Source organism: Pasteurella skyensis (assembly GCF_013377295.1).
GTDB lineage: Bacteria > Pseudomonadota > Gammaproteobacteria > Enterobacterales > Pasteurellaceae > Phocoenobacter > Phocoenobacter skyensis.
The window spans coordinates 611150-637758 of sequence record NZ_CP016180.1; the positions used below are offsets into that span (position 1 = coordinate 611150).

A 26609-nucleotide genomic window follows, 5' to 3' on the forward strand; every position below is an offset into this window, starting at 1 on the left:
TTTTTATTTTTTATAAGGAATAGTTTCCTGTAAATCAGTTGATAAAAGTATAACCGATGAATTTTACCTGAAAGCAACGTAAATTGAAAAGGAAAGCGGTCACATTTAACGAACTTTTTGCAATTTTTTCTATACAATATTTGCTATAATGTGTTTGAATTTTAATTTACACACAAATAATAATGTCAGAAAAAACAGAACAACCATCAGAACAACAAACAGAAACAATAGATTACAACTTACTTAAAAACCGTTTTAGAGGGTATTTACCTGTGGTGATTGATGTAGAAACTTCTGGTCTGAATGCGCAAACGGACGCATTATTGGAATTGGCTGCCATCACTTTAAAAATGGACGAACAAGGGTATTTAGTGGCTGATCAGAAATGCCATTTTCACATCAAACCTTTTGAAGGAGCGAATATCAATCCAGAGTCGTTAAAAATAAACGGCATTGATTTAGAGGATGAAAATCGTGGCGCAATAGCTGAGGTGATTGCTATTCCAGAAATGTTTAAAATGGTACGCAAAGCAATGAAAGAGCAAGGCTGCCAGCGAGCAATAATTGTGGCGCATAATGCCACTTTTGATCAACAGTTTTTACAACAAGCCGTAAAACGTATTGGTGTAAAACGTGATCCTTTCCATCCATTTGGAATGTTTGATACAGCAACCCTTGCAGGTTTTGTTTATGGGCAAACGGTGTTAGTGAAAGCCTGCCAAATGGCTGAAATTCCTTTTGATAACAAACAAGCGCACGGTGCATTATATGATACTGAAATTACCGCTGAGTTGTTTTGTAAAATGGTGAATAAATTTAAAGATTTAGGTGGTTTTCCTGTCTTGAATAAATCTTGTTGAGTATAAGTAGAATTTTCATACGATACTCCTTTCATATAAAGTTATAAAATATACAAGAAATATGAACAAAAATACCATTTTAACTGTTTCTTTTTTATTTGGTGATTGACAACTGTAAGTTAAAACTGCTATCGTAATCGAACAAAAAATAAGCTTATCTTTCGATTTAGATCATTATCTTAATTCAGTAAATGAATACATAAGTCTTAATAGATATAAATATAACAGATTTAAGCTTTTTCTTACCTAGCCATTTAGAGGTTAGGAGGGTGAAGTGGTAGGAAAAATAATGATTTTCTTGTTCTTGTAACCAATTATCTTCACTTTGTTTTCCTCTGATGAGAATGGTCTTTGCTAAACGGAGAAAAACTATGAAAACAACATACAAAAAACACCGAATTATCTACTTAGCTACTCTGACTTTGTTAGGTACTTATCTCAGCGCTTGTGCGAGCACAACTCAATCAGCACCAGTAATAAATCTCACTCCCACAGAAAGTGCCAAATTGTTTGTAGAGCAGAGTACTCGTATGGGAGCTTTGTTAGACCAGTTGCGAAATGGTAATGATATTGCTCTTAGTGAAACGGGTATTAGCAAGTTATTATCTGCCGTTGCCAAAGGTGCTGATGGTGACAGTCAATCACAAATTCGTCAATTTATTAAAGAAAAACAATTACCTTTAGTTAATGATAAGGTTTATCGGAATGTGAATGTGATGTATTTTAAAAATATTAACCACATTCATAAAGCATATATTAAGGCATTACCAGATTTTGTTATCGAGTCATCTATTTCGGATATTAATCAAAAAGCCGCTAGAGTGACCAAAGGTATGATACCTAATGCAATGAAGAATGTGTCGCCAACATCCGATGTGGTATTGTCTAATATTATGAGTTTTAATGCTAAATGGGTGACACCATTTTTTAATAAAAAATACACCAAAGACAAAGATTTCACTGCTCAATGTGGTAAGAAAACTCAAGTGGGAAAAGTTGTGACTATGCATACTCAGTTAGATATCAGTTTTGTCAAAGATGGTCGTATTCGTGCTATTGCATTGCCTTTCAAAGAAGGATATAGATTAGTAATTGCAATGAGTGATAATAAACGTACGTCACCTGCAAAGGCCTCCCAATGGCTGTATGCTGAAGGTGGTAAGCATATTAAGCAATTACTTGCTACTCACTCATCTGACGTGATACTGTCATTACCAAAGTTAGATCTCTCATCAGAACATAATCTCATTCCAGCGCTCTACAAATTGGGGATCATTGATATTTTTGACGCAAGAAAAGCGAACTTAAGCAAACTATCAACTGATCCGCTGTTTGTTAATTTATTTGAACAACAAGTTAAGTTCCAAGCTGATGAAAAGGGAGCTAAAGCTGCTGCAGTAACAACAGTGGGTATGCAATTAACTTCCGCTATGTCAGATCCTAATCCACCTAAGCCAATCATTTTTGATGTTAACCACGCTTTTGCTTATGCCATTGTTAAAGATCAGGATTATCAACAAATTATTTTAGCAGGTGAGGTGAACTCATTGGGTATTTGTAATAGTTCACAATAAAACAGGAAAAGATAATATTTAGTATGATAGTAGACAAAAAGGTTGGTTTTTACTTACTTCCAGTTTTCAAACGCCAACCTTAACAAAGTTAAGATATCTCTCTAGGAAAGACGGGATGATAAGTATTTAACCTAAACCGCAGGAGTCATATGATGAAAAAAGGACTACTTAGTATATTGCTTATTGCTAGCTTAGGGCAATTAAATGCCAAAACCTTCACTGCATTTGGTATTGAACCTTATTGGAGTATTGATCTGAAATCGCAAGGAAATAGTGATATTTATCAAGCCACTTTTTCCCATCCTTCCGAAAAAGGCATTGAATATATTGAAGGACGATTGAGAAAAGTGAGCTCTTCAGGCTTACAATTCAAAGGCGCAACCACTGCAGGCGAGTCTTTTATTATGAATGTTTATTCAGAGCGCTGTACTGATTATGCCAGTGACGATGATTATCCTACACGTGTTACCGTCAGAATCGGTGATTGGCGGTTCGATGGTTGTAGTAGAGAACGATTCGAACAGAAAAGACACCGTGATCCTGTCAATAATGCTCGTGCTAAAGCAAGGAAACTGAATACACGTGGGTATCATTTATATAAGCAAGGAAAGTATAAAAAAGCGTTATTACTCTTTAATCAAGCGAGAAAAGCAGACAAGAGCTATGATAAAGGACATTACAACTTTGCTTGTACAGCATCGATTATTGCACATCGCAACCAGTGCCTTCAAAGTGAAAAATTACAGCAATTGGTGACTTTAGATAATGTCTTAAGGGCATTAAAGCGCTCAATAAAGATCACACCACAACGCAAAGCTAAGAGCCAAACAGACCCTGATTTAGCAACATTGCGAAGCACTTACCAATATTATCGTGATATTTTACACTATTCACCTAATAATGATCGTCAGTTACGAGAAATGTTGCGTAAACTCAAATGGACACAGGCTTTTGGTTTTTATCCACATCATGGTGTGAGGGCTCGTATTGAATTTGATGATTACTATGTTACGACAACGGCTAACAGTGGACAGCAACAAACAGGGAACTATCAAATTTATAATGGGCTAATTACGTTAACATTTGGTGGTAAAACAGCGACAGGACGTTTAGTTGAAGATAGCAATTTTGGTGCAGTGTTACGTTTTACAGGGGATGGATTACCGGTACATTTACCTCATAACCGTAACACCACTTAAAATAACTCAGAAGGAGAGTGAAATCCTCGTCGTTTTCTAGGACGAAGATTAAGCTCTCTTTCCACTATATCTAATTCCTCTTGTGCAACTGATTTTAAATCAGTTCCTTTTGGAAAATACTGACGGATTAATCCATTTGTATTTTCATTTAATCCTCTTTGCCAAGGACTATTAGGATCTGCAAAGTAGGTTTTACATTCTAACTCATTTGCTATCTTTTCGTGAGAGAAAAATTCAACACCATTATCAAAAGTTATTGATTTAACTTTTTCTTTATAAGGCAATAAAGTACTAATGCAACGCTTTGCTAAACAACGGGCATTTTTACCTTCTAATTTTACAATTACTGTATAAGCCGTTTTCTCTCAACTAAAGTTAATATTCCTGTATGATGCCCTTTTCCTTGTATTGTATCTGCTTCCCAATGCTCCAATTCTTCTTTTGTTTCTATTTCTTTAGGTCTATCATGAATAGATACTCTATTGGGTATTTTTCTAATGATTGCTCCTACCGACTTACTTCTTTTACGATATTTTTTATTGCCTCGCCGTAGATATTTATAAACCTCATCTTTACGATGAAAATGCCGTTTTATATATGCATAAATACCTCTGGGGCTAATGCCAAGCTCTTTAATTTTAGAAACTGTATAGCAAATTTGTTCAGGACTAAATCTCTTCTTTAAGTAAAAATAAATAATAGACCAAACTTGAGGTGTGATTGTTATTTTCTTTCGTTTCCTACGATGTCTTTGACGACACATTTTATTCGCACCACGAGGATTATAACCTCTAGTGCCTGTATTACGTTTTACCTCATTAAAAATAGTTGTAGCACTACAGCCAACAACTTTAGCTATTTGTCTATAACTATGTTTATGTTGCAATCCGTAAGAAATCTGGTATATTTGTTCTAAAGTCAGTTGTTTATACATAACACTTATCTCCGTCAAGAAAAGTCAACGTATATTCTAACTGACTTTTCTTTTTAGGGAAGTGTTACGGTTATTCGGTAAATCTGATATTTTGCAAATTTTTACGTGAATGTAACCGCTATGTTTTATTTATACCAACCATCTTTTCAAAAGACACCGCTTGCTGAGCCTGTCGAAGCATTAGGTGTCTATGCTCTGAACTTGCTCTGTGTGCGTTTTCTTATACTTCGACGGGCTCAGTAACCGAAAACGGGAGCATCGAGCACGGAATCAACCAAACACCGGTCACTGAGCTTGTCGAAGTGTGAGGTGTTTACGCTCTGAACTTGTTCTGTATTCGTTCTCTTATATTTCGACAGGCTCAATAACAAAACTTAGTAACTGTGTTTCAAAGGCATTAAAAAATGCACAATGCTATTTTAGTACCAGTTGTAATTTAATGGAGTATCAAAAGTATTAACAGACTTTTTAGCGTTTTAGTGAATGAAGTGTAAATTACAGTTTTGATAATAAGTAATTTTTCAGTATAATTCGTTAAATATTTTTACTTTTAGGATAATTCACAATGATTGAAAAAATGCACGAAAAGACCAACAGTTTTGCTTTCAAGGCAATTTTTGCTTTTGTCGCTCTCTCTTTCGTATTAGGCGGTGTTGGTGGTTCTTTAATGTACAGTAAAGATGATTATGTTGCTAAGGTAAATGGTGAGTCGATTTCAAAACAGACATTTACTTACACTAAAAATCGTCAACAAAGTATTCAAAGTGATAAATTAGGCGCCAAATTTTGGGATCTGCTAGATACGCCAGAGTACGCAAAGCAATTTAATCAACAAGTATTAGATGGGTTGATTAGTGATGAATTGTTAAAACAATATATTACAACGTTGAATTTAGGTGTGAGTGCTGAGCAAATTAAAAAACAAATTGTGAATACACCCGATTTTCAACAAGACGGTAAATTTAATAATGAATTTTATCAAAATATATTAAGAAACAATAATATATCCCCTGATTATTATGCTTCAATGGTGGCTGGCGATATATTAAATGCGCAAGTACAACAGGGTATTTTAGGGTCTCAGTTTAGCGTACCAGCAGAAAATAAATTATTAGCTAAGTTATTATTACAAAAGCGCATTATTAGAACCGCTGTTTTACCTTTAAATGCAGAAATTGCTAAGCAGACCGTTTCAGAGCAAGAGCAGCAAGATTATTATAATGAACATAAAGCACAATTTGTTGAACCTGAAAAAATGCAGGTGGAAATTGTGACGGTGACACCTGAAGATTTGATGGATCCAGATGCTGTGACAGCACAAGATATAGAAGATTATTATCAACAAAATAGAGATAAATTTATCACTAAAGGTGAAACCCATTTAGCACATATTCAGGTAGTAGATAAAAAAACAGCCGATGAAATTGAGCAGAAATTAAATGCAGGTGATGATTTTGCAAAACTGGCAAAAGAGTATTCAAAAGATATGATTTCAGCTGAAAAAGGCGGTGATTTAGGTTGGGCGAAAGCGGGTACATTCCCTGATATTTTTGAACAAGTGGCGAATGTACTTGAAGTTGGAAAGCCAAGTAAAGCGGTAGAAATTGATGGAAATTATCATATTATTAAGGTGTTAGATCGTAAAGCAGATGTGGCAATGACACTCAAACAAGCTGAAAAACAGATTAAACAAACCTTAATAAAAAATACCAGCTTAGCCAGTTATGGAAAAATCACTAACGAAATGGCGAATAAAGCGTTTGAGTCTCCAGATTCATTAGCCGATGTGGCAAAAGTTGCAAATGTAGAAGTACAGATAACGGATGAATTTTCACAAAATGCGTTACCTGCATTATTGGATAATCCAAAAATTCAGTCAGTGTTGATGAAAGGCGATTTTCGTCGTAGTCACCAAGTTTCTGAAGCCATTGATTTAACGGATGGTAATAAAGCAAAAACAGCTTTTATTCGAGTGATAAGTTACAAAGAGGCTCGTCCTCAATCCTTTGAAGAAGCCAAAGACTCCGTTGAAAAAATGATTAAAGTGGCTAAAGCAGAGAAGTCACTCACTGAAAATGCACAGCAGATTGTGACCGCATTAAATGAGGGACAAGAAGCAGAGATCACTTTTGGTGAACCACAAACCTTAGTTTATGTTGAAGATTTAATGACACTGCCTCAGTTAACGAAAGACGTGTTTGCAATGCAAAGACCAACAGATAAAACAACTTATCAGGTGACTCGTGATCAAGCTGGAAACGCAATCATTATTACTTTAGACAAAGTGGTTGATGGTAAAGAAGAAGACTTTAAAGCGTTTGAAGCTGTGTTATTGAGATCAAATCAGCTTCAATTACGTGATGAAATGTTAAATGATTTACGTAATCGAGCCAGTATTGAATATAATGATTCGTTCTTAAGACAGCAAGAACCTTAGACATTTACATTAGGTTTTACAATTTATAATGAATTAAATTTGAGATTAATTCTGAAATGTTGTTACTAACTCTTGTTAAGCACGGTTACTGAGCTTGTCGAAGTATAAGTGCTTTGTGTAGTATTCCCTTCGACAAGCTCAGGGAACGGGAAGAAACATCGAATTTCTTATTGTCAATTTCATAGAGTATCAAACTCGTTTAAAGTAATATTTAAACAGGGCAAGATCATACTTGTAAACTTACAATATGTTCATTATTTATCTTATTTAAAAGATTAAATGCCAAACAAAAACTGTTTAATTAATGTCTTTCTATGCTTAAATTTTATAAATAAAGTTTATTTTCAAATTCAAATAAATAGTTATTTTACTAATAAGTATATTTTTTATTCAAGTATGATTTTGCCCTGATATTTAAACGAGTTTTTTCATTTTTTTCTTTCCTAATTTTTTAAAATAGGTAAAATGAACGATTGTTCATTACCTTTGAATTTTACTTTAACGAGGGAAACTAGTTTTATGCTTAATTTTTCAGCATCCTATTCTGATATGGCGACACGTATTTTATTCGCTACGCAAACGTTGATTGCGAAAGACGGTATTCAGAATATTTCAATGCATAAAGTGGCAAAGCAAGCAGGGATTTCTGTAGGAACAATTTATTTACATTTTAAGGATAAAGAGGATTTATTAAATCAGCTTATTCATTTCCTGTTTTTGCAATATCATCGCCATTTTTTGCAAAATTATGATCCAAAGTTACCGCTTTATGAGCAATATTGTCAATTTTGGAAAAGTCATTGGTTGTTTTTGCAACAGAATCCTGATGCGGTTATCAATATATATCAATATGAGGCGTTACCTCAATTTCACAAACTCTGTCGTTACTGTTCTGAAGCTGAACACTTGCCCTACAACAGATTTATTACTCAGGGAAAACAGCAACAGGCTATTGTCAATTTACCAACAGAGATTATTTATACATTGAGTTTACAAGTATTAACAGGGATTGCGTATTCACAAATTGTTGAAAATAAACGTTATGATGAAAAAATATTGGAAGACGTGATGAATTGTACTTGGAAAGCCATCACAAATTAACAGTTACTATCTTCTATGGAGTATTTATGGAAATAATAAAACAAAGAAAAAAAGCCAGAGGTAAAAAGTTTGTACTTATTTTAGTACTTATTATTATTTTAGTTGTTTTCACTGGTGTTGTTGGAATGCAACAGTTTATCAAAATGAAAAAAGCAGAATATGCTGAAAATATGCCAGAGATGGTTAGCCTTGTTACGGCAATGAAAATTGAGTCAACACAGTGGATACCGACTATTAAAGCAACAGGTAAAATTCGCCCTAATCAAGGTGCGATGCTAAGTGCTCAAATGTCTGGTGCAGTAAAAGATGTTTTAATTAAATCAGGACAACAAGTCACAAAAGGGCAGTTATTGGTTGAAATTGATAGCACGGTAGAAAAAGCAAATTTAAAAGCCGCTGAAGCTCAATTGCCTCAAGCGAAGAAAAATTATCAACGTTATCAAAGCTTGATTAAATCAGGTAGTGCCTCAAAAGCAGAGTATGACAATATTAAGGCGACCTATAATCAGCTTGTCGCAAATATTGAAGCCTTAAAAGCCAGTATTAAACGTCGCCAAATTTATGCACCTTTTGATGGTGTAGTCGGAATCGTAAAAGTCAATCAAGGGCAGTATGTTTCAATGGGTACGCCTATTGTGCGAGTGGAAGATCGCAGTGCGATGAAAGTTCAATTTAGCTTACCACAAATGGATTTGAGCAAAGTGAAATTGGGGCAAGATGTGGTTGTGACCACAGACGTGTTGGCTAATCAATCTTTCCCTGCAAAAATTATTGCTATTGATCCTGCGGTAAATACGGCAACAGGGCTGGTGGAGTTAGAAGCAGTCATTACATCAGGACAACAACAGCTACTGTCTGGAATGTTTGTAAACTTAAATATTCAACTCCCTGCAGAGTCAGATCAGGTGGTTATACCTCAAATTGCAGTGACTTATACAATGTATGGTGAAACAGTTTATATTTTGCAACCACTTTCAGAGCAAGATAAAACAATGATCGAGAAAATGAAAGCGCATAATCCGACATTAAATGTGGATAAAATGTATCGAGTTAAGCAAGTGGAAGTGAAAACCCTTGATCGTAATGGTAATTTTGCACAGCTAGCAAAACGTAAAAACTTAAAAGTGAATGATATGTTAGTAACAGGTGGTTTTCAACGTTTAAGTGATAATGCTTTAGTGACAGTGGCAGAGAAAAAAGGAGTCGGTGAAACTGCTCCCTCAACAACTGGTAACTTATAATTGGAGCAAAAATGAAATTTACAGATATTTTTATTAAGCGTCCCGTTTTAGCGATTTGTATTAGCTTATTGATTACCATCTTAGGCTTGCAGTCTATTCAAAAATTGCAGGTACGAGAGTATCCTGAAATGACGAATACCATTGTAAATGTAAGTGTGGCATATGCAGGGGCGGATGCAAGTTTAATGCAAGCATTTGTGACCTCCAAACTAGAAGAAGCCGTTGCTCAAGCAGATAATATTGACTACATCACGTCAAGTAGTTCACCTAATGTAACGATGATTACAGCAAAAATGAAGCTGAATACGGATCCAAATGCTGCACTATCTGATGTTTCTTCAAAGGTAAATGCCGTTCGCTCACAATTACCCAGTGGTATTGATGATCCAACAATTAGCGTATCTGGTGGACACAATGCGTTGATGTATATTCAATTTAAGTCATCAGAATTAAATTCAGCACAGATAACGGATTATTTAGAACGAGTGGTTAAACCACAATTCTTTACGGCAAATGGCGTATCTAAAGTCACTATTTTTGGTGCTTCTAGCTTTGCATTGCGCATTTGGCTTGATCCTGACAAATTAGCCGCACATAACCTTTCAGGGGCAGTTGTAATGCAAGCACTGGCAGCCAACAATTTGCAAACGGCTGCAGGTGTGGTAAATGGTTATTATACGGTTTATAACAATAAAATAGCCTCCACCACGCCAACGGTGGCGGAATTAAGTAATTTAACTTTAGTGACTACAAAAGAGGGAAATCAAGTTAAATTACGTGATGTCGCAAAAATTGAATTAGATAAATCCTCCGACAGAGCAAGGGTAACCGTTGATGGTGGTGATGCTGTCGTTATTGGTGTTGATGCTGCCGCAACGGCAAACTCTTTAACCGTAGCTAAAAATATTTATCCGATGTTTGCTAAGGTAAAACAAAACTTACCTAGCTCTATTGAGGGAAATATTTTATATGATAGTACCATTGCAATTGATCATTCCATTTCAGAAGTGATTAAAACTATCGGTGAGGCTGTGATTATTGTATTGCTTGTGATTGTGTTGTTTTTGGGATCACTGCGAGCAATGATTGTTCCTATTATTACTATTCCAATTTCATTAATTGGAGTGTTGTTTGTGCTACAAATGATGGGTTTTTCCATTAATCTATTAACATTATTAGCCTTAATTCTAGCCATTGGTCTAGTGGTGGATGATGCCATTGTAGTATTAGAAAATGTAGAACGTCATATTAAAGAAGGGAAAACCCCTTTTGATGCAGCGATTATTGGTACACGTGAAATTGCATTGCCTGTTATTGCAATGACTATCACATTAGGCGCAGTGTATGCACCAATGGCATTAATGGAAGGTGTCACAGGTTCACTGTTTAAAGAGTTTGCATTAACCCTTGCTGGTGCGGTGTTTATTTCAGGTATTGCAGCATTAACCCTTTCACCAATGATGTCAGGTGCAATTTTAAAACAAAAATCTCAACCCAATCGTTTTGAGTTATTGGTTGAAAAATCGTTAGAAAAAATGACCGCTTGTTATGTTGGGCTATTGGGTTTGGTTATGTCAATTCGTGGCTTTGTGGTAGGTTTTGCGATTTTAATTTTTATGAGTTTACCTTTTTTATTTAGTTCACTTTCCACAGAGGTTGCACCAACAGAAGATCGTGGTTTTGTGGCAGTTATTTCAGGAGGTCCGTCTAATACTAATTTAGACTACACTCAAAATGCACTGCAACCTTTTGAAACTAAAGTAAAAAATATTGATGAAATTAAATCTATGATGAGTATTGCAGGCTTTTCAGGAGCAGGCAATAGTTCACTTTCTTTAGTGATGTTAAAAGATTGGAAAGATCGTCAGCGTGGAATGATAGCAGTAAAAAATGATATTGCAAAAATAGGGAAAACAGTTCCTGAAATGAATGTCAATGCCATTAACTTCCCTGAAATTTCAACAGGGGAAAGTGGTTTACCGTTCTCTTTAGTGATTACTTCCGCCAATAGCTATCAAAAACTCGCACAGGTAGCATCAACCATTTTAGAAAAAGCACAGCAATCAGGGCAATTTTTCTTTGTAATGTTAGATTTAAAATTTGATACTGCCACAATGAAAATGACCTTCGATCGTGAAAAAATGGGAACATACGGTATTACGATGTCACAAGTCAGTCGTACTCTTGGTAGCTTTTTATCAGGTGCAACAATTACTCGTGTGGATATTGATTCTCGTGCTTATCCTATTGTATCGCAAGTACCAAGAGCAGATCGTTTAAATCCACAAAATTTAATGAATTATTATGTAACGGCAAGTAATGGTCAATCGATACCCTTAGGTTCATTTATTAAAATGGAATTAACCACAACACCAGCTGCATTAAATCGAATGAATCAGCTTAATTCTGCTACTATTGGTGGCGTAACTGTGGGTTCAATCGGTGATGCAGTAAGTTGGGCAAAAGCAGAATTAGAGCGTTCATTGCCACAAGGCTATCAATATGATTTCCGCTCAGAAGCACGTCAATATGTACAGGAAGGCAGTGCTATGGCAATGACCTTTGCGTTAGCGATTATTATCATTTTTATCGTATTAGCGATTCAATTTGAATCGTGGCGTGATCCAATGGTAATTATGGTTTCTGTACCTTTGGCTATTAGTGGGGCATTGTTAGTAATGAACTTACTCGGTATTCTCAAAGTGCAGGGCGCAACCCTAAATATCTATTCCCAAGTAGGGCTTGTCACCCTTGTTGGCTTAATCACCAAGCACGGTATTTTGATGTGTGAAGTAGCGAAAGAACAGCAACTACATCATAATAAATCTCGCTTTAATGCGATTATTTATGCTGCCACAATCCGTTTACGTCCAATTTTAATGACTACCGCAGCAATGATTGCAGGCTTAATTCCATTACTCTTTGCTTCTGGAGCAGGAGCAGTCGCTCGTTTTAGTATTGGAATGGTGATTATTGCAGGCTTAAGCGTGGGTACACTTTTTACTCTGTTTATCTTACCAGTAATTTACAGTTTTGTGGCAAGTGAACATAAACCATTGCCAGAGTTTGATGAAGAAAAGTATACTTTAGAAAAGCAACATTAAATACTAAGCTAGTAAAGAAATAAAGCGGTACGATTTTATTCATTTTTTGCAAATTTGTTTAAAAATCATACCGCTGTTTTTTTATCTAAATTTTTGTAAAAAATCCTCAAAATGTTACCGCTTATTTTGTTATACTTAGTACCAAATTTTATTTTAATAATTTATCTAACTAGCAAGGGGATACTATGCTCAAAATTTACAACACTTTAAAGCGTGAAAAAGAAGAATTTAAACCAATTAACCCAAATAAAATAGGTATCTACATTTGTGGGGTAACAGTTTATGATCTTTGTCATTTTGGACACGGTAGAACTTTTGTTTCTTTTGATGTGGTGGTGCGTTATTTACGTTATTTAGGCTATGACGTGAAATATGTACGTAATATCACCGATGTGGACGACAAAATTATCAAACGCTCCCTTGAAAATAACGAAACGTGCGATGAATTAGTAGAAAGAATGGTCGTAGAAATGCACAAGGATTTTGATGCATTAAATATTTTACGTCCTGACGTTGAACCTCGTGCCACACAGCATATTGCTGAAATTATCGAAATGGTAGAGCGTTTGATTTCTAAAGGACACGCTTATGTATCAGAAGATGGCGATGTAATGTTTAGCGTACCAAGTTTTAAAAATTACGGTGCATTATCTCGTCAAGATTTAGAGCAATTACAAGCGGGTACTCGGGTAGAAATTAAGAGTATCAAACGTAATCCAATGGATTTTGTACTTTGGAAAATGTCTAAAGAAAATGAACCGAGCTGGGATTCTCCGTGGGGCAAAGGTCGTCCAGGTTGGCATATTGAATGTTCAGCAATGAACAGCAAAGTATTAGGCGAACATTTTGATATTCACGGTGGCGGTGCTGATTTAATGTTCCCACACCACGAAAATGAAATTGCACAATCTTGCTGTGCTAATGGTGGTGATTATGTAAACTATTGGTTGCATACAGGAATGCTCACTATTGATAAAGAAAAAATGTCAAAATCACTCGGCAATTTCTTTACCATTCGCACAATGTTAGAGCGCTATGATGCAGAAAGTTTACGCTATTTCTTCTTAACTGCTCATTATCGTAGCTTGCTTGATTATAGCGTAGAAAACCTAGATTTAGCTCGTACTGCCTTAGAGCGTTTATATACCGCATTGCGTGGCTGTGATTTCACTGTTGAAGCAGAGGGTTACGAGCACTATATCACAAACTTTAAAACTGCAATGGACGATGATTTCAATACGCCAGCAGCCTTAGCTGTATTGTTTGAAATGGCACGTGAACTCAATAAATTGAAAAAAGAAAATCCACAGCAAGCGAATTGTTTAGCTGTTAGATTAAAAGAGCTAGCAGGGGTATTAGGCCTATTAGAACAAGATCCTGAAATATTCTTGAAAGGCGATAGCAACGATGATGAAGTTGCTGAAATTGAAGCCTTAATAAAACAACGCAACGATGCGCGAGCCAATAAAGATTGGGCAAAAGCCGATGAAGCCCGTGATAAATTAACCGCAATGGGTATTGTGTTAGAAGACGGTGCAAATGGCACAACTTGGCGTAAAGCATAGTTATAACTTATTGATTTTGTAAAATGTACAATTATTAAGTCTGTTAAAATATGGTTGCTGAGTCTGAGTACGGTTGCTGAGCCTGTCGAAGCATAAGTACTTTTCCTTCATTTAATCTTTTAATGAATGGAATAATTGTAGAGCATCAAGTAGAAATTTCTGTTCCCTTCGACAGGCTCAGGGAGCGGAAATTATAATGTAAGGAAAATCAAATGAAACCACAAACCCATATTTTATTTGTTTGCTTAGGAAATATTTGCCGTTCACCAATGGCAGAATATATTATGCGACATAAAATCCAACAAGCAGACCTTAACCATCAAATTGTTACCGACAGTGCTGGTACCTCAGGTTGGCACGATGGTGAAGATATGCACAAAGGCACGAAGCAACAACTGGCTAAACATAACATTGATAATTCAGGGTTTGTAAGCCGTAGAGTGCAAAAACAAGATTGGGAAAAATTTGATTATATCATTGCAATGGATAATCAAAATTTAAAAGATTTAGAAAAATTATTTGGCAAAGAACCAAATCGATTATTTAACATCACTTCACTTTGTCATAACTTAGCTTATGATCATATTCCTGACCCTTGGTACACCGATAATTTTGACGAAACGTATCAGTTATTGGGTCAATGTTGTGAAGTTTTGTTGCAGAGAGTGAAAGGATAAGCGGTAACATTCTGATCAAAATTTGCAAAAATGGTATAAATTCCTAAACTTGTACTGTTCAATTCAATAATAAAATTTAAGGACTGATTTCTGTATTAACAGGAGTCAGTCCTTTGCGTTTTTGTTGATTATTTGTCATCTGAAACGACCCATTTTTATCCTCGTGAAATATTAGTCTATCTAAATGTTTTTATTGGTTAAAAGTCTAAATAATTCATATTTATGACCGTTATTTTGCTTTTTTGTAAAAAACGGTCATTTCAGTCTATGATTTTGAAGGACATTCTGAAAATATTCTGTGAAGCGTTTCACAAAAATCAAATAAAAATTTCATTTTTGTTGATAAATGAAATAAATTATTTCATTATTTGTTTTGTAATTATAATTTATTCCATTTCATTTCATAGGAGTTTAATATGACACAAAAACGTTATCATGCTGATTGGAGTTCTATTAGAACTCACGAAGTACCAGAGTGGTATGAAGATGCTAAATTTGGTATTTTTATTCATTGGGGAATTTATTCTGTTCCAGCTTTTGCTCCACCGACTTGTCAATTAGGGGAAATTGATGTTGATGAAGAGTGGTTTTGTAATAATCCTTATGCAGAATGGTATTCAAACTCTATTAATGTAAAAAAAGGACCTACCTATGAACACCATATTAAAACCTATGGTGAAGATTTTACTTATGATCAATTTATTCCGCAGTGGAAAGCCGAAAAATGGCAATCACAAGAGTGGGCTGCATTATTTGCTCAAGCTGGGGCGAAATATGTTGTTTTAACGACTAAACATCACGATGGTTTTTGTCTCTATCCAAGTAAATATACCGATTTTAACTGTACCCAAGATGGTCCTAAACGTGATCTTATGGGGGAACTTACTGAAGAAGTAAGAAATAAAGGTCTACGAATGGGGGCATATTATTCAGGCATTATTGACTGGCAGTATGCGTCTGATCCTATTTTTACGGAAAGCCAAAACTTCTCTAATGCTTGCCCAACCTATGAATATGCTGATTTTGCTTATAAACAAGTGATTGAATTGATTGATCGCTATAAACCAGATGTACTTTGGAATGATATTGGTTGGCCAAAAGCGGGTGAACATATGCTCCCTCATCTATTTGCTCATTATTATAATACCGTTGCAGATGGTGTGGTTGATGATCGTTGGAATAAACTTTGGTGTGATTTTACGTCTAAAGAGTATAAATATGGTACCGCTTCTCGAGATAAAAAATGGGAAATGTGTCGTGGTATGGGCTTATCTTTTGGCTATAACCAAATTGAAGATGAAAGCCATTTAATTTCAGTAAAAGATCTTGTTACCTTATTGGTTGAAACGGTTTCTGATAATGGCAATTTATTGCTAAATATTGGGCCAAAAGCAGACGGAACAATTCCAACAGAACAAGCAGAACGTTTATTAGCATTAGGAAAATGGTTGAAAGTCAATGGTGAAGGAATTTATGGTTCAAAATGTAGTCGTCATTTAACCCATAAAGAACAAGATGTGACTTACTACCATACCAAAGTAGGAGAGGATTTATATATCTTCTTAGACGGATTAAAAGAAGGCAAAAATGAATTACCGTTTGCATTATTTGGCGAGGTGGAAGCATTAAATCCAGAATTACAATTTAGTGTTGAAAATACACAAAATGGACGAGTATTACATATCGATAATTACCAAGCTGATTGGTATATCTTAGGCTTCAAAATTAAACAAGGAGAAAAATAGTTATGGCAACACTATCTGAACGTTTTATTGCTTTTATGAATGAAAAAGTGGCTCCAACAGCAAAAAGAATGGAAAACCAACCACATATTTCGGCTATCCGAGATGGCTTTATTGTGGTACTGCCTTTCCTAATTGTGGGTAGCTTTATAATGATTTTATTGATTCCACCATTTGATGAAAATACTACAAATAGTTTTGGACAAGCGTGGTGGTCTTTTGCTCATTGGGCAAGTGATTATGGTTGGCGATTCTTCCAAATGTCTTTTAATGCCATTTCTTTGTTTACGGCGGCAAGTATTGCTTATAACCTAGCAAAAGCCTATAAAAGAGAGCCTTTACCTGCTGCATTCTTATCTGTAATGGCATTTTTATTGGTGGCGGCACCAGTACAAAATGGGCAGATGGATATTAAATTCTTTGGCGGAATTGGTTTATTCTCTGCGATTTTCATTGCTATTTATACTGTCGAATTAACTCGCTTACTGGAATATTTACATATTCGTATTAAATTACCAAAAGAGGTACCAACAGCAGTAGCGGAATCATTGAATATCGTGATCCCTATTTTGGCGGTATTAGTCACACTTTATCCTTTTGCGTTATATATTGAAGCCTCAACAGGAAGTACAATTCCACAACTTATTATGGACTTTATGGCACCGTTGATTAAAGTGAGTGATTCGTTAGGTGCAATTTGTTTATTCGTATTTGCAACGCATTTACTTTGGTTTTTAGGTATTAACGGATCTTTGGTTTTAATGCAATTATGGACACCATTTTTACTACAAAATATGGCAGCAAACTTAAGTGCATTACAAGCAGGTGAGCCATTACCGTTCATTGTAACTAATAGTTTCTGGGATTTTTACATTGTACACGGTGCGTCTGGTGGGGTAATTGCACTTGCATTTTTATTAGTATTTAGTAAATCTGCACATTTACGTTCTATCGGTAAAATTGGATTAGTGCCATCTTTCTTCTCTATCGGTGAACCAATCGTGTATGGTGTGCCAATGGTAGTTAACCCAATGTTCTTCATTCCGCTTATTTTTGCACCAATGGCGAATGCAATCATTGCGTATTTAATTTTAGATTTTAATCTTATTCATCGTGTTTATTTAATGGCACCTTGGACAACACCTGCACCAATAGGGGCATATCTAGTGTCAGGTGGTGATATTTGGGCGCCTGTGTTAAGTGTTGCATTGATTGTATTAGATGTGATTATTTACTATCCATTCTTTAAAGTTTATGAGAGAACTTGTATTGAAAGAGAAAAAAATCTAGATGCAGATTTCTTAGCAAAAGAAAAAGAAGTGCTTGAAAAAGCAAAAGCGACAATACAATAAAATACTTTTAAGCGGTCAGATTAAGATCAAAATTTGCAAAAATTATAGATAATCTAACCGCTTATTTTGTGATAAAACCAGATAAAAAGGCTAATCATTTCATTTGATTAGCCTTTTATTATGAATTAAATATTCAGTCTCTAAATAAGTTTAACAAATATCGATCCAACGTTTCTCTTCAGCGGAAAGAGCAATAGCATCTAAAATGCGAGAGATTTTAAACCCTTCTTCGAAATCAGGGTAAAGTTTTGCGGTTGGGTTAGCAAGTCCGTTAATTAAATCTCTGATTTCAACGGTTTTTTGATCATTAAAACCAATGCCGTGTCCTGCACTCACGCAGAAATGTTTATAATCAGGGTGAAGTGGGCCTGTAAGAATAGTTTTAAAACCTTGACGAGCAGGATCGTCGCTGTGAATGTAGAGTTTTAACTCTGCCATTCTTTCTTGGGTGTAGCTGATAGTGCCTTTCGTTCCTGTAATTACATAGCTTAATCCCATTTTTCGACCACAAGCAATACGAGAGGTTTCAATTGTTCCCATACAGCCGTTGGCAAAGCGAACCATTGCGGTTGCTTGGTCTTCATTTTCTACGTCACACATTTGTGAAAGATCATTTGGATTAGGACGTTGTTTAATCACGGTTTCCATATCACCAATCACTGATTTAATATCTTGCCCAACTAAATATTGTGACATCTGAATAATATGAGCAGCAAGATCTCCCAGTGTACCTAAGCCCGCTTTTTCTTTCACACAGTGCCAGTCGAGTGGCGTGTTTGGATTGGCGAGATAGTCTTCATTATGGGTACCATAAAAATGGACAACTTCGCCAATTTCACCTTTTTCGATAATTTCTTTTGCTAATTGTGTGGTTGGATTTTTGATGTAATTAAATCCTACTAGGGTTTTAACTCCCGCTTTTTCAGCTGCTTCATACATTATTTTTGCATCATTAGCATTTAAAGCGAGGGGTTTTTCTGAGTAAACGTGTTTGCCATTAGCAATAGCAGCTAATGCAATTTCTTTGTGTAAAAAGTTAGGTGTACAAATATCAACGACATCAACATTTGGATCGTTAACCACATCTTGCCAGTTTCCTGTTGAACGGTTAAAACCAAATTCTTTGGCTTTTTGTGCTGCTAATTCAGGTGTGATTTCAGCTAAATATTCAAGTTGTAATTCAGCCTCTAGTGGAAAAACGGTTGGGGCTTGAGCATAGGCAATGGCGTGACAACGACCAATATAGCCTGTTCCAATTAAACCGACACGAACTTTTTTCATTTTAGTTACCTCTTAATTTTTATAGAAACTTTTATGAGATGAAGTATTGAAGACAAGAAATATTAACGATAAATTTGCAAAATCCACACCATAAGTGACCGCTTGTTATGATGTGGATTTATCGCTTTATGTAATAGAAATTACAGTTTTACTTCTTTACCAGTTTGAAGTGATTCAAGGGCTTTATCTGCAAGATAAAGTGCTTGCATTCCATCAATACCTGTTGTGGCTGGTTTTGCTTTGCCATTTAGAATATCAACAAAGTGTTCCCATTCTGCTTTATAAGCTGCATCATAACGTTGTAAGAAGAAGAATTCAGGTTTTGCGTATTTGCAACCTTCATCTGTCCAGAGTTCAACGCTGTCTTCATAGATATTTTTCGCTGTAAGTACTCCTTTTTCGCCGTGTAATTCAAGGCGTTGGTCGTAGCCATAACCACTACGGCGAGTATTAGAAATGGTTGCCATTGCACCAGATGGGAAACGCATTACAACAAACGCAGTATCGATATCCCCCGCTTCACCAATTTCAGGATTGACTAAGCAACTACCACTTGCATAAACAGATACTGGATCTTCGCCCATAATGAAACGAGCCATATCAAAATCGTGAATTGCCATATCACGGAATAATCCACCTGATACTTTTACATAAGCTGCTGGTGGTGGTGACGGGTCACGAGAGATGATAATGAGTGATTCAGGTTTACCAATTTGACCTTGTTGTAAACGCTCTTTTACTTGTCTAAATTGTGGATCGTAACGACGGTTAAAACCGATGAATAGTGGCACATTGTACTCTTCAACCACTTTTAAACACTCTTTTACACGAGCCATATCTAAATGGATAGGTTTTTCACAGAAAATGGTTTTTCCTGCTCTTGCAGATAATTCAATCAAATCTGCGTGAGTATCTGTTGCAGAAGCGATAAGTACCGCGTGAACATTTGGATCTGCCATCACTTCTTCAATTGTTTGAATTTTACAGCCGTATTTTTCTGCCATTTTTTTCGCATTTGGTTCATACGGATCTGCCACAGAATAAAGAGTGGTTTCTGGGTGGTTTACGATATTTACAGCGTGAACAAGACCGATACGACCTGCACCTAATAAAGCAACATTATACATAGTAACTCCTTGATATTATTTAAAATCAGTATTTGTTAGAATTAAATTCCAGCAACATCTTTGATATATTTACGTCCTTTTAGGGCATATTCAAATGGGTTTGCTAACGCAGGATCTTGCTCTGCTTCTACAACCATCCAACCTTTGTAGTTGTGTTTATCTAAAATTTCAAAAATAGGTTTGAAATCAATGATACCATCACCCGGTACAGTAAATGTGCCTTTTTTAACTCCTTCTAAGAAGCTAAGATCATTTTCTTTTACTTCTGCAACCACTTCATCACGCACATCTTTTAAGTGAACGTGACAAATGCGATCGATATATTTTTCAAGCATATCTAACATTGCTTTTTGTGAGCCTTCTGAGTAGTAAATATGTCCTGAATCGAAGAGTAAATAAACGTCATCGTTAGTCATTTCCATATAGCGATCCACTTCTTCTGGGGTTTGGACACCTGTTCCCATATGATGGTGTAAGCTGACTTTCATTCCTTTTTCTGCGGCAAGTTTAGCCAGTGCGTTATAACCTTCAGCAAGCAGTTGCCATTCAGCATCATTAAAAGTCGTTTTTTCTTTAAAGATTGCTTTTTTCTGCCCTTGAATACTACGGCTTTGTTCCGAACAACCAATTACTTTTGCACCCATTGCATGTAGAAAATCACGGTGTTTAATAAATTCAGCGATAGTTTCTTCTTTTTTACCGTCAACAAAGAATGTACTAAACCACGCATTACAAATTTGGATACCACGTAGATCTAGTTTATGTTTTAATTCCTTAACATCACGAGGGTATTTATTTCCCACCTCACAACCTGTGAATCCTGCTAGAGCCATTTCACTCACACATTGTTCAAAAGTATTTTCAGCACCTAATTCTGGTAAATCATCATTTGTCCAACCAATAGGCGCAATACCTAATTTTACATTTTCAGCTTTCATACAAGTTTCTCCTTGTGTATGGATAATAATCTTTGAATCCACCCTCAAAGAGAGCGGATGTAATATTAAAAATTAGTAACGACGAGCTTCGTTTATGTGTTTTTGAGCATTTTGGTATGCTTGTTGAATAGTTTCTTTATCAGAAACCTCCGCAACACCAACGTGCCACCAACTGCCATAACCGTGAACCATTGTTTTTGGTAATACTTTTACATCAATTAATGTAGAAACAGTTTGTTTTTTTGCATCTTCTAATGCAAAGAGAAGCTCTTCTTCTGTGGTCACTTTGTAAGTTTTACAGCCATAAGAAGCACCATTCATCGCAAAATCAACAGGAACAAGTCCACCATTTAATTGATTTGAACTTTCATTTCTAAAGCGGAATTCAGTACAGAAACTATCCATTCCATTGCCAATTTGTAAGTTATTGATACAACCATTTGCCATATTATCAAAAACGATAACATTGATTTTTTTGTTTTCTTGAATTGAAGTCACTAATTCAGAATGCAACATCATATAAGAACCATCGCCAAGTAGGGTATAAACTTCACGCTCAGGCTGAGCAAGTTTTACACCAAGTGAGGCACTGACTTCATAGCCCATACAAGAGTAGCCATATTCAAGATGATAAGTTCCTTCACCTTTGGTTTGCCAAGTACGTTGTAAATCTCCTGGTAAACTACCCGCAGCACCAACAATTACATCATCTTTACCTAAATATTCATTAAGAATGCCAAGCACACGGCTTTGTGTTAAGCAAGATTGGGTGATTTTTTGGAATTCTGCAAATACCGCTTTTTTATCTAATCGATCATCAATTTCTGGAATAAAATCTTCACCAGTATAGGTAATATTACGAACACGCTCTAATTCTTGTTTAAATTGTTGTTTTGCTTCTACAATTTGATCATCCCATTGAGCAGAGTAACCAATATATTTTAAAGAAGTGGTTAATTGTGCAAGGGTTTCTTTCGCATCTGCCACAATTTGAAGACCATCTAATTTATAAGCATCAAAACGTGCTACATTAATATTTAAGAATTTAACCTCAGGATTTTGGAATATCCATTTTGAAGAAGTGGTGAAATCAGTATAACGAGTTCCAATTCCAATGACTAAATCTGCTTCTTTAGCGAGTAAGTTTGCTGATAAACAACCTGTTTCTCCCACACCGCCTACATTTAAAGGATAGTCGGAAATAACCGCACTTTTTCCTGCTTGTGTTTCAGCAAATGGAATATTGAAACTTTTCGCAAATTGTTTTAATTCTTCTGCAGCGCCAGAATAACGCACGCCACCACCACAGATAATTAATGGCTTTTTCTTATTCTTAATCAGTTTAAGAGCCATTTTTATGGTTGAATCAGCTGGTGTAACACGTTCGATATGGTGGATACGTTTTTCTAGGAAATAATCAGGGAAATCATAAGCTTCTGCTTGTACATCTTGAGGTAGAGCAAGGGTTACAGCCCCTGTTTCTGCTGGATCAGTTAATACTCGCATTGCATTGATACAAGCACTCATAAGCTGTTCTGGGCGATTGATTCTATCCCAATATTTGCTTACTGCCTTAAACGCATCATTGGTACTAATGCTTAAATCATAAGGTTGCTCAATTTGTTGTAAGACTGGATCGGGTTGACGAGTCGCAAACACATCACCTGGCAGTAGTAAAAGAGGAATACGGTTTGCACTTGCAGTGGCAGCTGCGGTAATCATATTTGCAGCACCTGGACCAACAGAAGAGGTACAGGCATAAATTTTCTTGCGTGCGTGTTGTTTTGCAAAACCGATTGCAACGTGAGCCATACCTTGCTCATTACGCCCTTGTCTAACAATTAAATTACCACAGTCTTGTTCAAGAGCCTGTCCTAAGCCTAATACATTACCGTGACCGAATATACCAAAAACACCCTCAACAAATTTTGTTACTTGACCATCAACTTCTATATATTGATTATCTAAAAACTTAATGAGTGCCTGTGCAACTGTAAGTCTAGTCGTTTTCATCTCTATTTCACTCCCATGAGTTAAAAGAACAATAATTTTTCAGAAATTCTAGTAATTTATTCATTTCAACACAATATTATTTTGAAAGTTTTATTTCATTTTGTGATCTTGTTCTCAAATATACATTTAATAACGTGACTTTTTTGAAATATATGTTTCAATTAGTGGAAATTTAATTCATTTAGTTTTATTCTTATATTAGTTTTAAATATAGATAAGTGAGGATATGATGAAAAGTGTAGAAAAAAAACTAGACTTAATCTGTTTAGGGCGTGTAGCTGTCGATTTATATGGACAACAAATCGGTGCTCGTTTAGAAAATATGGGGACATTTTCTAAATATTTAGGTGGTTCATCAGGAAATGTTGCTTATGGAACAGCAATTCAGGGGGTGAAATCATCGATGTTAGCTCGTGTTGGTGATGAGCATATGGGACGCTTTTTAAAAGAGGAATTAGAAAGTGTCGGTGTTGATACCAGTCATTTAATTACTGATAAAGATCGTTTAACTGCATTAGTATTATTGGGTATCAAAGATGAAGATACTTTCCCTCTGATTTTTTATCGTGATAATTGTGCTGATATGGCAATTACCAAAGATGATTTTACAGAAGAGTACATTGCTTCAGCAAAAGCATTAGCGATTACAGGTACACACCTTTCACATCCAAATACCAGAGAAGCGGTTTTAACTGCACTAGAATATGCAGGGCGTAATGGTGTGAAACGCTTATTGGATATTGACTATCGTCCAGTACTATGGGGCTTAACCTCGTTAGGTGATGGTGAAACCCGTTATATTGACTCAGAAGCAGTGACGAAATCTTTACAAGAAGTCTTACATCATTTTGATGTTTTAGTTGGAACAGAAGAAGAATTTCATATTGCAGGTGGTTCAACAGATACCTTAACTGCATTGAAAAATGTACGTAAATTTAGCCAAGCAACCTTAGTATGTAAACGTGGAGCATTAGGTTGCTCAGTATTTGAAGGTGAGTTACCTGATGACCTTGATGGCGGTTTAAACGTTTATGGTGTGAGAGTTGCCGTATTAAATGTTCTGGGGGCAGGTGATGCCTTTATGTCAGGTTTAATTCGTGGTTATATCAATAATGAAGGCTGGGAGCAAAGTTGTCGCTACGCAAATGCGTGCGGTGCATTAGTAGTTTCTCGTCACGGTTGTGCACCAGCAATGCCAACAAAAGAAGAGTTAGATGACTATCTTTCTCGTGCAGAATCTGTACCACGCCCAGATTTAGATGATAAATTAAATCATTTACACCGAGTAACCACTCGCAAAAAACAGTGGGACGATTTATGTATTTTTGCGTTTGATCATCGTAAACAGCTGGTTGATATGGCAAATGAATGTGGTGCAGAATTAACACGTATTCCAAAATTAAAAAAATTACTACTTAAAGCCGCAGAACAAACCGCACAACAAGAGGGTATAAGCAATGGTAATGCGGGAATTCTAGCGGATACCACATTTGGGCAAGCGGCATTAAATGAAATTACAGGTAAAAATTGGTGGATTGGTCGTCCGATTGAAGAGCCATCATCTCGTCCATTAAGTTTAGAACACGGTGATCTTGGTACGCAATTAGCGAGCTGGCCATTAGAACAGGTGGTGAAATGTTTAGCTTTCTATCATCCAACCGATGATGAAGCAATGAAAACCGTACAAGATACTAAACTCAAAGAAGTGTATCAAGCGTGTTGCCACACAGGTCACGAACTATTACTTGAAATTATCCTTCCAGCTGAAATGGAAAAACAAGAGCGATATTATGCACAAATGTTACAACATTTCTATGATATTGGCATTAAACCAGATTGGTGGAAATTACCAGGCGTGTCAGAGCAGGCTTGGAAAGAGATTAGCCAAGTGATTGAGCAAAATGACCGCTATTGTCGTGGTATCTTAATTTTAGGTTTAGATGCCCCAGAAGAAGAATTTAAAGCTGTCTTTGAAGCATCTAAAAATATCCCATTAGTGAAAGGTTTTGCGGTAGGAAGAACCATTTTCGGACAGCCATCAAAACAGTGGTTGGCAAATGAAATTAATGATGATGAGTTGATAAAAGAAGTGTCCGCACGTTATCAAAGCTTAATTCAATTGTGGAAATCTCGTTAATTTGTAAATTTTAGAAAAATGATGACCGCTTAGTGTTTTTGGGATACCAATTTACTAAGCGGTTATTTTTTGCTTGATTATTTTAATTGTATCAAGTAATTCGTATCTTCTGAGTTTTGCTAATTATTGCTCCCTGAGCCTGTCGAAGGGAGCCTTCGGTTAGTGAGCTTGTCGAACTACCAAAGAAGTGGCGGTATAAACACAATAAAAAAGCACTTACGCTTCGACAGGCTCAGCAACCGTGCTTAGATAGTCTGATACGTTAATGGGATCAAAATTTTACAAATAATATTTCTATTAAATAGACAAAATAATAAGCGGTATGATTTTGATCAAAATTTGCAAATTTTAAAAAAATCAGACCGCTTACTAGATAGAAAATTTATTGCAGATTACTTAAATTTATTGGCATATTCTTCACTATTTACCCATAAATGATCGGCTTCCCAAGTGAAACGCCACTTACGAACAGGACCTGCCATCACATTGAGATAGTAGTTGTTATATCCCGCTACCGTTGCCATAGGATGGTAGCCTTTTGGTACTTGCACAACATCGCCATCATAAACAGCCATACACTCATCAAGACTACGGTCATCAGTATAAACACGTTGCATTGCAAAACCTTGTGGCGGATCAAAACGATGATAGTAGGTTTCTTCTAAATAAGTTTCTGTTTCACTCTCTTTTTGATCGTGTTTATGGCTTGGATATGAACTTGTATTACCTTCATCTGTAAAGACTTCAACGACAAGTAAGCTATCAGCAGGTTCAGTTTCAGGTAAGATATTGTGAACGAGACGTTTATTATAACCATAGCCACGATGTTCCACACCAACCTCTTCTGGTGTGATAAGACGAACAGGTAAGTTACCTTGACTTGGAGCTCGGCAAACCGCTAATTCGAGCGTTGTTTCTGCGATAATATTGACTGTTTGGCTATGTGGAACATAAAGTGAATAAGGTGGAATTCGTTCAAATGGTGTTGAACGATTACCTATTTTAGTAAATGTTTCATTTCCTATGGTTAACGTTGCTTTGCCTGCCATTATAACAAAACAAACTTCGGTATCTTCAGTATCAAAAGAAAGCGTTTGTTTTTCTTTTAAATGAAACATTTCAAAACCAACATATTCCCAACCTGCACTTTCAGGTGTGATTTTTTGCACCTGTCCATTAGCTTCAGGGTGATGTTTTTTAGATTTAGAAAGTAAATAACTCATTTTCTATTCCTCACTTAGTATAGTTTGTGACAAAATAATACAACAAATAAAAATATGTGCTATGACAATATATAAAAAATAAGATCAAGATCACAAAATAGAAT

General features: G+C 35.9%; 17 protein-coding genes and 1 pseudogene. 12 read left to right on the top strand and 6 right to left on the bottom strand.

Features of this window, described 5'->3' with window-relative positions:
• Positions 1-182 precede the first annotated feature (182 nt).
• The 3 genes from rnt (at position 183) to A6B44_RS02870 (ending at position 3633) form a co-directional block, all read left to right on the top strand.
• Positions 183-860 carry a ribonuclease T gene (gene rnt / locus A6B44_RS02860; protein WP_090921849.1) on the top strand — a complete coding sequence of 226 codons (678 nt, stop codon included), beginning with the start codon at positions 183-185 and terminating at the stop codon, positions 858-860.
• A 371-nt stretch (positions 861-1231) separates the two neighbouring features.
• On the top strand, positions 1232-2434 hold the full coding sequence (locus A6B44_RS02865; protein WP_176673451.1) for a serpin family protein: 1203 nt from the start codon (positions 1232-1234) through the stop codon (positions 2432-2434).
• Between the two features lie 152 nt (positions 2435-2586).
• Complete coding sequence (locus A6B44_RS02870; protein ID WP_090921853.1) at positions 2587-3633, top strand: hypothetical protein; 1047 nt, start codon at positions 2587-2589, stop codon at positions 3631-3633.
• Here A6B44_RS02870 and A6B44_RS10960 read toward each other — a convergent pair.
• A pseudogene (locus A6B44_RS10960) lies at positions 3630-4567 on the bottom strand (IS30 family transposase). The gene A6B44_RS02870 and the pseudogene A6B44_RS10960 overlap by 4 nt on opposite strands.
• A 565-nt stretch (positions 4568-5132) precedes the next feature.
• On the opposite strand from A6B44_RS10960, the gene A6B44_RS02885 reads away from it, so the two are divergent.
• From A6B44_RS02885 to A6B44_RS02920, 8 genes are all read left to right on the top strand, one after another.
• Entirely contained in the window at positions 5133-7004 is a 1872-nt protein-coding gene (locus tag A6B44_RS02885) for a SurA N-terminal domain-containing protein (protein ID WP_090921280.1), read from the top strand.
• Between the two features lie 519 nt (positions 7005-7523).
• Entirely contained in the window at positions 7524-8105 is a 582-nt protein-coding gene (locus A6B44_RS02890) for a TetR/AcrR family transcriptional regulator (RefSeq protein ID WP_176673453.1), read from the top strand.
• 26 nt (positions 8106-8131) lie between these two features.
• Entirely contained in the window at positions 8132-9346 is a 1215-nt protein-coding gene (locus tag A6B44_RS02895) for an efflux RND transporter periplasmic adaptor subunit (protein WP_090921282.1), read from the top strand.
• Positions 9347-9357: 11 nt separating this feature from the next.
• A complete protein-coding gene (locus A6B44_RS02900) occupies positions 9358-12450 on the top strand; it encodes an efflux RND transporter permease subunit (RefSeq protein ID WP_090921283.1) in 3093 nt (1030 codons plus the stop codon).
• 185 nt (positions 12451-12635) lie between these two features.
• The gene (cysS, locus tag A6B44_RS02905; protein WP_090921284.1) at positions 12636-14015 is read left to right on the top strand and encodes a cysteine--tRNA ligase; all 1380 of its coding nucleotides are present in this window, start codon (positions 12636-12638) and stop codon (positions 14013-14015) included.
• Between the two features lie 212 nt (positions 14016-14227).
• Positions 14228-14692 carry a low molecular weight protein-tyrosine-phosphatase gene (locus tag A6B44_RS02910; protein WP_090921285.1) on the top strand — a complete coding sequence of 155 codons (465 nt, stop codon included), beginning with the start codon at positions 14228-14230 and terminating at the stop codon, positions 14690-14692.
• A gap of 416 nt (positions 14693-15108) precedes the next feature.
• The gene (locus A6B44_RS02915) at positions 15109-16437 is read left to right on the top strand and encodes an alpha-L-fucosidase (protein ID WP_090921286.1); all 1329 of its coding nucleotides are present in this window, start codon (positions 15109-15111) and stop codon (positions 16435-16437) included.
• Positions 16438-16439: 2 nt separating this feature from the next.
• Positions 16440-17786 carry a PTS sugar transporter subunit IIC gene (locus tag A6B44_RS02920; protein ID WP_090921287.1) on the top strand — a complete coding sequence of 449 codons (1347 nt, stop codon included), beginning with the start codon at positions 16440-16442 and terminating at the stop codon, positions 17784-17786.
• Positions 17787-17936: 150 nt separating this feature from the next.
• Here A6B44_RS02920 and A6B44_RS02925 read toward each other — a convergent pair whose 3' ends face one another.
• From A6B44_RS02925 to iolD, 4 genes are all read right to left on the bottom strand, one after another.
• Entirely contained in the window at positions 17937-19067 is a 1131-nt protein-coding gene (locus A6B44_RS02925; RefSeq protein ID WP_090921288.1) for a Gfo/Idh/MocA family protein, read from the bottom strand.
• 140 nt (positions 19068-19207) lie between these two features.
• A complete protein-coding gene (iolG, locus tag A6B44_RS02930; RefSeq protein WP_090921289.1) occupies positions 19208-20194 on the bottom strand; it encodes an inositol 2-dehydrogenase in 987 nt (328 codons plus the stop codon).
• A gap of 41 nt (positions 20195-20235) precedes the next feature.
• Positions 20236-21132: a myo-inosose-2 dehydratase gene (gene iolE, locus A6B44_RS02935; protein WP_090921290.1), complete on the bottom strand. Its 897-nt coding sequence runs from the start codon at positions 21130-21132 to the stop codon at positions 20236-20238.
• A 72-nt stretch (positions 21133-21204) separates the two neighbouring features.
• Positions 21205-23145, bottom strand: a complete 1941-nt coding sequence (iolD, locus tag A6B44_RS02940; RefSeq protein WP_090921291.1) for a 3D-(3,5/4)-trihydroxycyclohexane-1,2-dione acylhydrolase (decyclizing) — start codon at positions 23143-23145, stop codon at positions 21205-21207.
• Between the two features lie 229 nt (positions 23146-23374).
• On the opposite strand from iolD, the gene A6B44_RS02945 reads away from it, so the two are divergent.
• A complete protein-coding gene (locus A6B44_RS02945; RefSeq protein WP_090921292.1) occupies positions 23375-25282 on the top strand; it encodes a bifunctional 5-dehydro-2-deoxygluconokinase/5-dehydro-2-deoxyphosphogluconate aldolase in 1908 nt (635 codons plus the stop codon).
• A 392-nt stretch (positions 25283-25674) separates the two neighbouring features.
• On the opposite strand, the gene iolB is transcribed toward A6B44_RS02945, so the two are convergent.
• A complete protein-coding gene (iolB, locus tag A6B44_RS02950; RefSeq protein ID WP_090921293.1) occupies positions 25675-26505 on the bottom strand; it encodes a 5-deoxy-glucuronate isomerase in 831 nt (276 codons plus the stop codon).
• Positions 26506-26609: the final 104 nt, after the last annotated feature.